General features: G+C 42.2%; 14 protein-coding genes. 9 read left to right on the top strand and 5 right to left on the bottom strand.

The genetic code is table 11. The features are described from left to right. The first annotated feature begins 137 nt into the window (after positions 1–137). From cmoA to K5R16_RS13085, 8 genes are read left to right on the top strand one after another with little or no spacing between them, the layout of a single operon-like run. A complete protein-coding gene (gene cmoA, locus K5R16_RS13120; RefSeq protein ID WP_220738014.1) occupies positions 138–869 on the top strand; it encodes a carboxy-S-adenosyl-L-methionine synthase CmoA in 732 nt (243 codons plus the stop codon). Further along, positions 866–1,858 carry a tRNA 5-methoxyuridine(34)/uridine 5-oxyacetic acid(34) synthase CmoB gene (gene cmoB, locus K5R16_RS13115; RefSeq protein WP_220738013.1) on the top strand — a complete coding sequence of 331 codons (993 nt, stop codon included), beginning with the start codon at positions 866–868 and terminating at the stop codon, positions 1,856–1,858. Before cmoA ends, cmoB begins: the two co-directional genes overlap by 4 nt. Before the next feature lie 21 nt (positions 1,859–1,879). Continuing rightward, complete coding sequence (locus tag K5R16_RS13110; protein ID WP_220738012.1) at positions 1,880–2,629, top strand: ATP-dependent zinc protease; 750 nt, start codon at positions 1,880–1,882, stop codon at positions 2,627–2,629. A gap of 14 nt (positions 2,630–2,643) precedes the next feature. Beyond that, positions 2,644–4,149 (top strand): UUP1 family membrane protein, encoded by a 1,506-nt coding sequence (locus K5R16_RS13105; protein ID WP_220738011.1) that lies wholly within the window; start codon positions 2,644–2,646, stop codon positions 4,147–4,149. Position 4,150: 1 nt separating this feature from the next. Continuing rightward, positions 4,151–5,101 carry an alpha-L-glutamate ligase-like protein gene (locus tag K5R16_RS13100; protein ID WP_220738010.1) on the top strand — a complete coding sequence of 317 codons (951 nt, stop codon included), beginning with the start codon at positions 4,151–4,153 and terminating at the stop codon, positions 5,099–5,101. Then, on the top strand, positions 5,070–6,812 hold the full coding sequence (locus tag K5R16_RS13095) for a M3 family metallopeptidase (RefSeq protein ID WP_220738009.1): 1,743 nt from the start codon (positions 5,070–5,072) through the stop codon (positions 6,810–6,812). Before K5R16_RS13100 ends, K5R16_RS13095 begins: the two co-directional genes overlap by 32 nt. Continuing rightward, positions 6,757–7,833 carry a DUF3541 domain-containing protein gene (locus K5R16_RS13090; protein WP_220738008.1) on the top strand — a complete coding sequence of 359 codons (1,077 nt, stop codon included), beginning with the start codon at positions 6,757–6,759 and terminating at the stop codon, positions 7,831–7,833. The genes K5R16_RS13095 and K5R16_RS13090 overlap by 56 nt, the downstream gene beginning before the upstream one ends. Then, positions 7,833–8,732 (top strand): LysR family transcriptional regulator, encoded by a 900-nt coding sequence (locus tag K5R16_RS13085; RefSeq protein ID WP_220738007.1) that lies wholly within the window; start codon positions 7,833–7,835, stop codon positions 8,730–8,732. Before K5R16_RS13090 ends, K5R16_RS13085 begins: the two co-directional genes overlap by 1 nt. Before the next feature lie 36 nt (positions 8,733–8,768). Here K5R16_RS13085 and K5R16_RS13080 read toward each other — a convergent pair whose 3' ends face one another. Next, positions 8,769–9,029, bottom strand: a complete 261-nt coding sequence (locus K5R16_RS13080) for a chemotaxis protein (RefSeq protein WP_220738006.1) — start codon at positions 9,027–9,029, stop codon at positions 8,769–8,771. A gap of 381 nt (positions 9,030–9,410) precedes the next feature. On the opposite strand from K5R16_RS13080, the gene K5R16_RS13075 reads away from it, so the two are divergent. Further along, entirely contained in the window at positions 9,411–9,776 is a 366-nt protein-coding gene (locus K5R16_RS13075; RefSeq protein WP_220738005.1) for a PleD family two-component system response regulator, read from the top strand. Positions 9,777–9,782: 6 nt separating this feature from the next. Here K5R16_RS13075 and K5R16_RS13070 read toward each other — a convergent pair whose 3' ends face one another. The 4 genes from K5R16_RS13070 to thiS form a co-directional block, all read right to left on the bottom strand. Beyond that, a complete protein-coding gene (locus K5R16_RS13070; RefSeq protein ID WP_220738034.1) occupies positions 9,783–10,133 on the bottom strand; it encodes a GNAT family N-acetyltransferase in 351 nt (116 codons plus the stop codon). Positions 10,134–10,558: 425 nt separating this feature from the next. After that, positions 10,559–11,668, bottom strand: coding sequence for a 2-iminoacetate synthase ThiH (gene thiH, locus K5R16_RS13065; protein ID WP_220738004.1), 1,110 nt, complete (start codon positions 11,666–11,668; stop codon positions 10,559–10,561). Between the two features lie 36 nt (positions 11,669–11,704). Then, positions 11,705–12,469 (bottom strand): thiazole synthase, encoded by a 765-nt coding sequence (locus K5R16_RS13060; protein WP_220738033.1) that lies wholly within the window; start codon positions 12,467–12,469, stop codon positions 11,705–11,707. Between the two features lie 2 nt (positions 12,470–12,471). Then, positions 12,472–12,675, bottom strand: a complete 204-nt coding sequence (gene thiS, locus K5R16_RS13055; RefSeq protein WP_220738003.1) for a sulfur carrier protein ThiS — start codon at positions 12,673–12,675, stop codon at positions 12,472–12,474. Between the last annotated feature and the right edge of the window lie 35 nt (positions 12,676–12,710).

The raw sequence follows: 12,710 nt of genomic DNA, 5'->3' as shown, positions 1-12,710 counted from the left end.
AAAGGTCAAACATCTGTAAATAATTTGTATCAATATAGCTATTAGACAAAATTTTATGAGGAATTTCCAGTACTAGTCTTGCTGGTAACCGATATGTTTAGCTAGAATAAAGAGTTGAACTCCCACTATTTGATCACATGAAATCTTCACAAGACGACTTATACGCGAAACCTTACCAACAAGTCAGCGACTTTCAGTTCGATAATAAAGTTGCTGGTGTGTTTAATGATATGATCCGTCGTTCGGTACCGGGCTATGGACAAATCATTAATACTATTGGAGATTTAGCACAAAAATATGCAACGCCAAACAGCAAAATATATGATCTTGGCTGTTCATTAGGCGCCGCGACCTTGAGTGTACGTCGCCGAGTAGAGGGCCGAAATTGCCAGATTATCGCCGTTGATAATAGTGAATCTATGATCGAGCGCTGTAAAGAGAACTTGTCAGCCTACGTCAGTGAAACACCAGTTAAGTTAGTTTGTGGTGATATCCGTGATATTGAAATTGAAAATGCATCGTTAGTGATCCTCAATTTTACCATGCAATTTTTGGCGCCTGAACATAGACAAAGCTTACTAAAAAAAATCTACGATGGTTTACTGCCAGGTGGTTTATTAGTGCTTTCAGAGAAGCTTTACTTCGAACAAGACCAAATACAATCGACATTAGATGATTTACATCTCGATTTCAAAAGGGCAAATGGTTACAGTGAGTTAGAGATCAGCCAAAAAAGAAGCTCACTCGAGCACGTAATGAAGCCTGACACGCTTCAACAACATGAATTACGAATAAAACAGCAGGGATTTAGCCAATTTAGTGTTTGGTTCCAATGTTTTAACTTTGCATCTATGGTGGCAATTAAGTGATAAGTTTTAGTTCTTTTTATAAACAAATTTCAGATTCTAGCCTGCAGCATTGGCTAGAAACGCTACCGGCTATTTTAGGCCAGTGGCAGCGCGAGCATAAGCATGGCTCGCTTCCTAAATGGGAAAAAGTGCTTAATAAATTACACTACCCACAACCCGATACTATCGATTTCACAACAAGTGTCTCCATAGGTTCTGGTGAGCAGTTGTCAGCTGGTGAGCGAGAGAAACTCGAAAACTTGCTCGCAATATTCAAGCCTTGGCGTAAAGGTCCTTACTCTATTCATGGCATTGAAATCGACACAGAATGGCGCTCAGATTGGAAATGGGAGCGCATTGCGCCGCATATTTCTCCTTTAGCAAATCGTACAGTTCTTGATGTGGGCTGTGGCAGCGGTTATCACATGTGGCGCATGCTAGGTGATGGCGCTAAGCATGTGGTCGGTATCGATCCTTCACCAATGTTCATGTGCCAGTTTGAAGCCGTAAAAAGAATCGCAGGTAATGAGCACCCTATTCACTTCCTACCTTTAGGTATTGAAGAGTTGCCGCCACTTGATGCATTTGACACTGTTTTTTCGATGGGGGTACTTTACCATCGCCGTTCTCCGATTGATCATCTCATTCAGCTTAGAGATCAATTAAGAACAGGTGGGGAACTCGTTTTAGAAACCTTGGTCATAGACGGTGACGAGAATACTGTTCTTGTGCCAGAAGACCGCTATGGAAAGATGAACAATGTATGGTTTTTACCCTCAGTAAAAGCACTCATGTTGTGGCTAAAAAAGAGTGACTTTATCGACATCCGCTGTGTAGATGTTGATGTCACCTCTCTCGCAGAACAAAGAAGTACTCATTGGATGCCTAATGAGTCATTAGTTGATTATTTAGATCCTAATGATGTTAGCCTTACAGTTGAAGGTTATCCCGCTCCAAAGAGAGCAACTATAATCGCAACAAAGAACCAACCAAATAAAGATTTAATCTAGCCGATAGTAATGGGAAGCACTATGTTTAAGCAGATAATTTGTATCGCCGCCATCGCAACCGTAATCACTGGTTGTGCATCAACTAAAGATGCAAACAAACCCGTACCTGTTGATGCAACTGTGCTAGAAGCCAGTTTGAACCAACAAGAAATTAATATTGTTAATGCAATTGATTCTTGCAAAGAGACACAAAGCGCAAGCATGACAACGTTATCGGCTCAATTAGAGCAGCTCAACGCCCAAGTCGCTACGCTAAAGAAAGACAAAACAGCCGTTGTACCGGTCATCACTCCAGCGCAATGCCCTCCTTCTCCGCTGCAAGGTAAGTTTATTTTAGGCGCAGTTGAAGATGTTTTTATTGATGAATTAAAAGCAAGCTTTAATACCCGTATCGACACAGGCGCAGAGTCGTCGTCGCTCGACGCTCACAATATTATCTTGTTCGAACGTGATGGCAACCAATGGGTACGCTTCGACGTATTTACCAATGGTGCTAAACAGCCAGCACAAACATTCGAATCGAAAGTCGAACGCTTTGTAAGAATCAAAGAGGCAGATGATAAGACTGATAGGCGTCCAGTTATCCATGCCCACCTAGAGATAGGTAAATATAAAGCGGAAACAGACCTTAACCTAACCGATCGTAGCCATTTAGAGTTCCCGTTATTACTGGGACGAAAATTTATGCAAGACATAGCCGTGGTAGACGTGGGCCAGACCTATATTCACGGAAAGAAGAAAGGCGGTAGTGCATCGTCTGCTTCTAAATAATAGGAATAATAATAATGCATTCAAGAAAGCCTTTTTATATTTTGGTTGCCCTGCTCTTTATTGCAGGGATCTCAGCAAGCGTCTATCGCGGCATTGAACATAGCGTGCCGTTTTTGCCGGGCAAACAAGTACAGAGCTGGGCAGTAGACGCTAAAGTCAGCTTCCAAGGTACGACTGAACCTGCTGAAGTCTCTTTCTCTTTACCGGAAGATCCTGCTTATGAGATCTTAGTCGAAAACGCCACTTCACCTGGTTATGGTTTGACTATCACCAACAATAAAGTAGACCGCCGAGCGATATGGTCTATCCGAAGTGCTACAGGCCGCCAAGATCTGTATTATAAAGTCACGTTGATCCCGACAGGGCAAACACAATTACTCACTGACATTGAGCCTGAAGCGCCAACTGCATACATGTGGCCTGCGACAGAAAGCGCAGCGGCAGCACAGGCTGCGGAAGAAGTTTGGGCAAAAAGTGCAACCAACCTATCATTCGCACAACAACTCAATAAAGATCTCAATGCAGATGAACGTACCCAAAATATTGAGCTACTTTTAGCAGGCAACTCACCAAGTAAGTTGTTTATTAGAATGCTGCACAGTAAGGGCATTCCAGCTCAAGAAGTCAGTGGTTTATTCCTCGAAGATCAACGTCGTAGACAACAGCTTTCGACATTTGTTGAAGTCTATAATGACGGTGAATGGCATCTATTTAACCCTGCAAACGGTACCCAAGGAAGACCCGAAAACCTCTTGCTTTGGGATCGCTCAGGTAAGTCAGTACTCGACGTCATTGGTGGAGTGAACTCTCAAGTTAACTTTTCCATGTTGCAAGATACACGCTCAGCGCTCGCTACCGCGATCGATGTGATGAAAAATGACAATGCCTTAGATTTTTCATTGTATCAATTGCCACTTGAAGAGCAGAGCCTATTTAAGGGCATTTTGCTGATCCCAATCGGTGTTTTGATGGTGGTATTCTTACGAGTACTTATCGGTATTAAAACCTCAGGTACCTTTATGCCTGTGCTTATTGCGTTGGCGTTTATACAAACGACTCTTTTTACTGGCCTTATAGGCTTTTTGTTGATTGTAGCTTTCGGTCTAATGATCCGCTCATATCTATCTGAGCTTAACCTATTGCTCATATCCAGGATCTCGGCGGTAATTATCGTGGTTATCGGCATTATTGGTTTGTTTACCCTACTCTCTTACAAATTTGGCTTAAGCGAAGGGCTAACAATTACCTTCTTCCCAATGATCATCTTAGCTTGGACAATTGAAAGAATGTCTATTCTGTGGGAAGAGGAAGGCGCCAAAGAAGTTGTTATTCAAGGTGGCGGCAGTCTATTCGTTGCGACATTGGCGTACCTTGCGATGAGTGCGACTTGGGTACAACATTGGGTGTTTAACTTCTTAGGGATCCACTTAGTCATTTTGGCTCTCGTACTATTGATGGGCCAATATACTGGTTACCGCTTGCTTGAGCTGAAACGCTTTAAGCCTCTGGCTGGAGAATAATATGTTTCTCGCAAACCCTTCAGCTCTCGCCCGCGGCGGTATTTTGGGTATGAACAAACGTAATATCGACTATATTGGCCGATATAATCCACGTAAGTTCTATAAACGAGTCGATGATAAGCTAACAACCAAGCAGTTGGCGCTTGCCAACAACATAGCGGTACCAGACCTTATCGGTACGGTTACAGAGCAGCATGAAATTGGTGAGATACCTGCCATGGTTGATGACAAAGACGGTTTTGTCATCAAACCTTCAAAAGGCTCTGGTGGTAAAGGGATCTTAGTTGTCACAAAGGTAGAGAATGGTCGTTATTACAAGCCAAATGGCCAGGAGGTAACCCCTTCAGAAGTCTATCGTCATGTGTCTAACGTGCTCAGTGGACTGTTCTCGCTAGGTGGTAACCCTGATGTCGCCATCGTCGAGGGTCTTATACAATTTGATCCTGTATTTGATGGCTATTCCTATGAAGGAGTGCCTGATATTCGACTGATTGTCTTTAAAGGCTTCCCCATTATGGGAATGATCCGCCTATCCACTGCAGCATCTGATGGTAAAGCTAACTTGCACCAAGGGGCTGTAGGGGTCGGTGTTGATATCGCTACAGGTAAGGGACTGCACGCAGTGCAGTTTGATACGCCTATAGACTTACACCCAGATACGCAAAAAGAGCTGACAGCAATTCAAGTTCCACAATGGGATACTTTGCTACATACAGCATCTAAAGCTTATGAAATGTCAGAGCTTGGGTATTTAGGTACCGATATGGTGCTCGATAAATACAAGGGACCGTTATTACTAGAGCTAAATGCCCGTCCAGGCCTTGCGATTCAAATCGCCAACGGTCGAGGGATCTTAGGTAATTTACGCCATGTTGAGCAGATGAAAAACCACAATATGTCAGTTGAAGAACGCGTGGCATATGCAAAAATACATTTTAGTGCTAGCAGCTAAATTAAAAATACACCTTGTAGGACTCTTTATCGTCCTTACAAGTTTGGTCAATACGGCAGCGAATGCTGCCGTATCTCCAATCCCACTCTTAGTGGAGCAATGTCTTCGCTTCGACTTTCCAACACTAGCCATTGACCCAAGCTTGGATAGTAAAACCAATGCGATAACCCTTGAAAGGCAACTTATTGGTTTTTTTAACATCAATGACCGCATTAAGTATTATCGCCATTTTCCACTCTCCTATGCTGATAGGGAGCAGCTACTGCAGTGTCAACTCTACCTTGCTGATGAATTGGCCATTTACCTCAATTCAGTCCCTTTCCAATCACTACAGTTTAGCTTTGCTAAAAATCAACAACCACAAATTAGTGCATTACTGACTCGGATAAATTACTTATCAAACAACAACATGTCACCCACGCACAAAGCACAATTACATACAGCTCAAGCGGCTTTTAAACAGGAAATAAGCTCGCAAGCACTTAGCTTAAATATTACCGACTCAAGCTGCCAAATTTCAGAGCTTGGAACGGTTTCAGTATCACGGGACTTTAATGGTACATTAGCCAGTTACCTGATTAAGCAGGACGACGAGCAATGTAGAAAGCGAGTCTGGCAAGCTTACCAATCACGCGCCTCGGGTAAAAATAAACTCGCGTTAACAACAATTGAGCAGCTTAGACAGCAACAAGCTATACAGGCAGGTTTTGCAAATTACAGTGAGTACAGATTGCAACGACAAATGCTGCACTCTCCAAAGTTAGTTGAGCAATTTTTACTGTCTCAAACTGAAAATATAGCCATCGCCCCTTGGAATATCGGCAGCGAACTTGCAAATGCACCGTCTACAAAAGTTAGCAAAATTAACTCTACACAGTGGTTAGTTTTGGTAGAAAAAGAGTTGTTGGCCTTTGAGATTCGTTTTGATTGGATAAACAATAAAATAATACGGGTATGGCATAGAAACCGTCTACTTGGCGAGATCTATTTATCTGAGAGTAACAAAATAGCAGTAAAACCAATAAGACAGCTCGTGGTTGGACAACAATTTGGACAAATTGAATTGTCATTCCCTACCGAGCTTGCTAAATATCAGCAGCAAAAACAAGCGATAAAAGCTATCTCAACCGCAATCACAAAGTTAGCTAAAGGGCAGCAATTTTACTTACTCAATACCATTAGCCAAACAGACGATAGCAGTAACTTGGATGCGTTATGGTTACAATATTGGTTAGCTGACAGACTGCTTCCGCAACCAATGGACGGCTCTCGAGAAGCAATTTTGCAACTATACTCAAAGCAACTTTATGTTTTTAGAGCTAAAATCGCAGTAAATCTATATAAAGCGCGTCAGCTAAAAAATCAGTTTGATCCCCATCAGCAATTTTATCTTAGTTTTGGTAAATTCTGGGATAAGACAGAGGATGCACCTTACACCTTTAGTGCCATTGTTTATCAGGGACCGCTTTATTACCAAAAATTATGGCAACAGGAAATTGCTGAATATATTTATCAGTCCACCAAAAACTGCCAAGATCAAGCAGTTGTTTTTGATACATTAGTCGTTAATGAGGGATCAAATAGCATAGAAACAGTTCTTAACATGCTTTTAGGCTCGCCCGTTACCGCCGATTCACTTATAAAAAGGATTCAACATGCCTTCGATGCTCAGAATAAGCACCCTAGCAGCTGCACTTTTTTGCGCCAGTAGTTTTGCTGCGCCAACAGCCACTGAAGCAAAAAATGCTGAAGTCTATCACGCTATAAAAGCTAATCTTGAAACGCACCTTTTTGAACTACCGCCACGTATTCAAGGCCATTATGGTATTAGACAATACCGTATGACTGGTGACGTAAAATACGCTAACGCAGCTTTAGTCGATCTTTATGCCGTCACTGAGGCGCAAGCTTTTTACGCTTGTAATCTGGATAAGAAAGATTTCATCAGCAATGAGGCAAATAAGGCTATTTCTGTTTTAGGAAAAGGTCCTCGAGCCAAAGCCCGTAAAAAGGCATTAAAACCATTTCCGGAGTTTATTTTCTATACCGATGTACTACTGCGTTACTCCAGCCGTATTGATGAATTTGATTTAACCGGTCCTTGTCATGAGCAATTAGTCAAAACGCTCAAAAAAGCCGATCTAAAGACTGGCCTAACAGATAAAGCTATGATTAAGACTTGGGCTGCTCAGCTGATTAACTATGTTTACTGGGCAAAGCAGATTGGCGTAGGAGATTACTTAGCTGACTACAAAACGGCCTTCATTGGAGTTTACCCTGATAACCAAGACAGTCAGCTAGATAAAAAACAATACCGAAACAAGCTCTATGGTATGACTCATTTTATATTCGCTGCCAGTGAGTACTACCAGCATAATGTTGATGCTAAAGAGTTCGCTTGGATATTAGATCATTTTGAGCAAAATATTGATCGTATTTTAAAAGATGCCACTGATGACATCATTGCCGAGGTCGGTATTAGCTTTCTATTAGCAGGGCAAGCAGATAACCCGGTGGTGGCTAAAACTCAGCAGCATATCGTCAACGCATTCAACAAGAAAGAGCAGATTATCCCCTCACCTCGTGGCAACCCAGATCTCGTCATGGGTGAACACCGAAATGTATTAGCAATGATGTTGCTGGATTGGCCTGAGAAACTTCACAAAGGCCCTCATCTTGCAGAGTTAAAAGCAACCAAGAAGTATCTGCCAAAACAGGTTAAAGCTAAGTAATGGACAGAGCAAAATCAACATTAGAACAGTGGAGAATAATACAAGCGGTTGTCGATTATGGCGGTTACGCCCAAGCTGCAGAGAAGCTAAATAAAAGCCAATCTTCACTTAATCACGCAGTCGCTAAGCTGCAATTTCAGTTAGGTGTGCAGCTACTTGAGGTCAAAGGCCGAAAAGCTTACCTCACTGAATGCGGAGAAGTGTTGCTTCGTCGTTCTAGGCATATTACCCAATCTGTGACGGAACTAGAGTTGTTGGCCAATAACTTGGAAACTGGCTGGGAGCCATCACTAACAATCGCCCGAGAGATCATCTATCCGATGGATGATCTTGTTGATGTACTCAGCCAGTTCTACCCCGTTAGCCGCGGTACAAGGGTCACCGTGCTCGATACCGTTTTAACAGGCACAGCTGAACTCATCAACAATGAAGCGGTTGATATTGCTATTTGCGGTGGGCCACCGCCTAAGGGATATTTAGCAGAGCCCTTAGTGGATATCAATTTTAGTCTTGTATGCCACTCTAATCACCCATTAGCTCAGTACGACGTCATCGAAGAAGATCAAACGCTTGCCCAGCATCTGCAACTTGTGATCAAAGATACCTCACAAGGTCCTAATACAGATTTAGGCTGGCTTAAGGCAGAGCAGCGCTGGACTGTTGCAAATTTTCATGAAGCCATCGTAATTCTCAAAAAAGGCTTAGGTTTTTGCTGGGTACCAGAACAACTAGTGAAAAATGCAATTGAAAGTGGTGAGCTGAAAAAACTTAACTTGAAAGGTTCAACAAAACGCAAAGCCACTCTTAGCTTAGTGATCCCCAACCGTGACAAGCAAGGACCAGCGAGCGAAATGATTGAGCGATTGTTTAAACAACACCATCTAGTTGAGTCAATCTAACCAATAAAAAAACGCTCGCAAGAGCGTTTTCTATTTCTAGACTTTGATGTTAATTATAGTGCCAATCATCTCTGAGGAAGCTTCAATGACTTCAGCCGATGCTTCGGCATGATTGACAGCCTGAGTGGCATTGATAAGCGCGCTATTTATATCTACGCTACTATCGCCAACACTTGCACTTGTTGTCGCTACAGCAGATTGACTTGAACTGGCAACATCAACAGTTGCTTGAGTCAAATCTGACTGCGCACTTTGAAAGCCATTGTGTCCTGAAATAATACTAGGAGGAATTTGCATAACAGCGCTCTATTGTAATTAGAAATTAGATTATCAAGTAACGTACTAAAATTGTACAGCTATTATCAACATAATTAACAGTTCCAATAAGTTAACCGGCTATACTTATTTAGATATTAATCGACGCTGACTGCATTTTACAACTAGGTTTCAAATTGAAAAAATCTGCAAATCGTTAGCTGTTCAGCACGAGTACAAGTTAATGAGTGTAGTATTTTGCATCATTAGTTAGATACAGCAATAGGCCCTTAACACTGATAAGTTCGCTACAAAAAAGCGAGTTATTATACCACTTAAGTCCTTTTTAAATTAGCCACTAACAGATTAAAATGATACGGTAAAAACTAAATCATTAGATATGAAATAAAGGTAAATCTGAATATGGAAAAACCCAAAATATTAGTGATTGATGATGACCCAATCTGCTCAAGCCTTTTACTGTCAATATTAGGTGATGATTACCATGTCACCACAGCCAATTCAGGCATACAAACGACTGAACTTGCCACTAGTTTGCAACCAAACTGCATTTTCCTCGACATTATGATGCCAGATAAAAATGGTTATCAAGTGCTAAAAGATATCAAGGAAAATGACTTAACTCGCACGATCCCTGTCATTATTATTAGTAGCTTAAATGAAAATTCAGATGAAAACTTAGCGCTAAGGTTAGGCGCTCAAGATTACATCTTTAAGCCCATCACCCCAGCTGATGTTTACAGCAAATTAAAAAAACACCTTGGTTAAAGTGACTTAAGCAACTGATAGGCTATATGAAAAGTACTCAGTATCTTTAATAAAACCAATCTTTTCATACAATGCTTGCGCAGTGTAATTATCGATAGCAGTGCCTAGGTCAATTCGTGCAGAGTTAGTACATTTAGCTAACTCTATAACATTTCCAATCAGCTTATTCGCGATACCTTGCTGCCGATGTGATGCACAGATAAATAGATCGTTGAGAACGATCACTCTTGCTAATGAAACAGAAGAAAAAGTGTGATAATTAAGCACAAATCCGACTGGCTCATTATCGCTATAGGCAATAAAGACTGTCGCCTCGCCATTACCCAAACGCTCTTTTAAATAATCACGATACTTAATTGGTGCAGAAGCTTGCTTATAATACCAATTGCATTAAGTATTTGACCAGGTCAGAGCCCCCCAGCCTTTTCAATTCAAAGCGCATTGGTAAAGAAATGGTTGTTCCCTTTTAAGCCAATGCAAAGCAGAAGTGGAAAGACTGAGGAGCTCACGTAGTGCGGGTTTCAAAACGCTGTATGATTCGCTATGGGATTTGGATATAGAATAACTATTAGCTCAAATCCCACTACTTTCCTACAGCGTTTTGAATTCCCGCTGAATGGTCAAACTTTTAATGCAATTGGTATAAATCACCATGTATTGATCAAACAGAGGCACGAAGTCATCGAGTTTATCAATTGAGATCTTTTCTATATTCACTCTGTTTCCCTTTTATCCGCTAACAATAGTCTACATATTTACTTAGTATCAGCTTTACCTACCTTTTACTTCCAGCCCATCTCCCAGTCTTTCCACACTGGGTTTAAGCCTCGAACACTCATTGCTGTGGCGACTTCCATAGGCGTGCGCTCGTCACTTATTTCAAATTGATCTAACTGAGAGTAGGGTTTATCGTAGCCACCTGGTTGTGTAGAACTACCCGCGCTGACATTGGTTACCCCAAGTGCGAACAGATTATCACGCAGCGCAGGACTTTCGCGGGTAGACAAACTAATTTCAAGTTGGTGGTTAAACAATCTAAAAGCACAAATCATCTGCACTAATCCCTTATCAGTCAACTCTACCTTAGGTGGTACTCCGCCTGTACAGGGTCTTAAACGCGGTAGTGAGATACTGTAACGGCTGCGCCAATAGTTTTTTTCTAAATAGGCTAAATGGTGGCCCATTAGCAGTGCATCTAAGCGCCAATCATCAAGACCAAGTAATACGCCTAAGCCTACTTTATCAACTCCAGCTTTAGCCACTCGCTCAGGGGACTCTAATCGATAACTGAAATCTTTCTTCTTGCCACGGGTATGGTGGTTAGCATAAGTCACTGGATTATAGGTTTCTTGATAAAGCATGACCGCATCAAGGCCATCTTCAATCAAAGATTGGTAATCCGTTTGTTCAAGCGGCTGAACCTCTATCGCAACATGACTAAACTGCTGTTTTACCAACGGCAACATCTGCTTAAAATAGTCCATGCCGACTTTGGTTTCATGTTCTCCCGAGACCAACAGTATTGAGTCATAGCCCATATTTTTCACTATCAATAACTCTTTCAACAACTCCCTTTCAGACAAAGTCTTACGCTTAATTTTATTACTCATGGTGAAGCCACAGTAGTCACATTCATTGGCACATAAATTAGACAAGTAAAGCGGAATATACATGCCAAGGCTCGCGCCAAAACGTTGTCTAGTAAGTGCTACAGAACGCTGCGCCATCTGTTCAATATAGGGCTCTGCGGCTGGCGAAAGCAGCGCAAGTAAACTCGATAAATTGCCCTCAGGGCTGATAAGCGCTTGCTCTACATCCTGCTTAGTCGTTGAATACAAGGACATCTGTAATTCACTGCGTGACAGCTTTCTAAATTCATCGACAAAACTCATGATGCCACCTTTTGGCTAGCTTGGGTGTGTAAGCGGTTAAACATTTAGAAAACCCGTTAATGGACTGGTATTATTTGCCTGCTTACTGACACTTCCTAACCCAGCAATAAATGCTGTTCGCCCCGTGTCTACGGCTTGAGCAAAGCAGCGCCCCATAGCAACTGGATCAGCACTGCTAGCAATCGCAGTGTTGACCAATACCGCATCAGCGCCAAGTTCCATCGCTCTAGTCGCTTGCGATGGTGCGCCAATTCCAGCATCAATCACTACAGGCACTTGTGACTGCTCAATAATGATCTTTAAAAATGGTTCTGTCACTAAACCTTGATTCGAGCCTATAGGGCTTCCAAGTGGCATCACTGCGGCGCAACCAACCTCTTCTAAACGTCGACACAAGACGGGATCAGCATGCACATAGGGCAGCACCACGTAGCCCTGCTCACATAAAATCCGTGCTGCGGCTAATGTTTCGATAGGATCGGGCATCAGGTACTTAGGATCAGGGTGGATCTCAAGTTTTATCCAATTAGTCCCCAACATCTCTCGAGATAAATGCGCCGCAAAAACGGCCTCTTTCACATTGCGTGCACCAGCTGTGTTTGGCAGTAACTTTACTCCACGCTGTTGCAGTGGTTTTAAAATATTATCGCTGCCCGTTTTAAGATCAAGCCGCTTAACTGCCAGCGTCACCAGTTCAGAACTTGAAGCGCTAATCGCCGCGAGCATCGCCTTTTCATCAGCAAACTTGCCGGTGCCAGTAAACAGCCTAGAGCTAAACTCTGTATCACCAATTTTCAACATCATTAACCTCCAGCGACAACGGAAAAAACTTCTAACGTATCATCTTGCTGACACATGATATGCGGCCATCGACTTCGAGGTACAACTTCAGAGTTGAGTACTAAAGCCACGCCGTTTTCAGCGATGGTTTGACCTTGTAATACATCAGTCAATGATGAGCCGGTAGCGACATTCATCGCTTCATCATTTAAAAAAATGCTAATCATTTCTCATTTTCCTTATTCTGTTTAGCAATCAATTT

The organism is Shewanella sp. c952, from assembly GCF_019654975.1.
Taxonomy (GTDB): domain Bacteria; phylum Pseudomonadota; class Gammaproteobacteria; order Enterobacterales; family Shewanellaceae; genus Shewanella.
The sequence above is the reverse complement of the archived record's forward strand: the minus strand, read 5'-3'. Positions and strand labels throughout refer to the sequence as shown.

Coding starts and splice junctions, on each gene's coding strand:
- cmoA (WP_220738014.1), top strand. CDS start 138: ATGAAATCTTCACAAGACGACTTATACGCGAAACCTTACCAACAAGTC.
- K5R16_RS13110 (WP_220738012.1), top strand. CDS start 1,880: ATGTTTAAGCAGATAATTTGTATCGCCGCCATCGCAACCGTAATCACT.
- K5R16_RS13105 (WP_220738011.1), top strand. CDS start 2,644: ATGCATTCAAGAAAGCCTTTTTATATTTTGGTTGCCCTGCTCTTTATT.
- K5R16_RS13100 (WP_220738010.1), top strand. CDS start 4,151: ATGTTTCTCGCAAACCCTTCAGCTCTCGCCCGCGGCGGTATTTTGGGT.
- K5R16_RS13095 (WP_220738009.1), top strand. CDS start 5,070: ATGCAAAAATACATTTTAGTGCTAGCAGCTAAATTAAAAATACACCTT.
- K5R16_RS13090 (WP_220738008.1), top strand. CDS start 6,757: ATGCCTTCGATGCTCAGAATAAGCACCCTAGCAGCTGCACTTTTTTGC.
- K5R16_RS13085 (WP_220738007.1), top strand. CDS start 7,833: ATGGACAGAGCAAAATCAACATTAGAACAGTGGAGAATAATACAAGCG.
- K5R16_RS13080 (WP_220738006.1), bottom strand. CDS start 9,029: ATGCAAATTCCTCCTAGTATTATTTCAGGACACAATGGCTTTCAAAGT.
- K5R16_RS13075 (WP_220738005.1), top strand. CDS start 9,411: ATGGAAAAACCCAAAATATTAGTGATTGATGATGACCCAATCTGCTCA.
- thiH (WP_220738004.1), bottom strand. CDS start 11,668: ATGAGTTTTGTCGATGAATTTAGAAAGCTGTCACGCAGTGAATTACAG.
- K5R16_RS13060 (WP_220738033.1), bottom strand. CDS start 12,469: ATGTTGAAAATTGGTGATACAGAGTTTAGCTCTAGGCTGTTTACTGGC.
- thiS (WP_220738003.1), bottom strand. CDS start 12,675: ATGATTAGCATTTTTTTAAATGATGAAGCGATGAATGTCGCTACCGGC.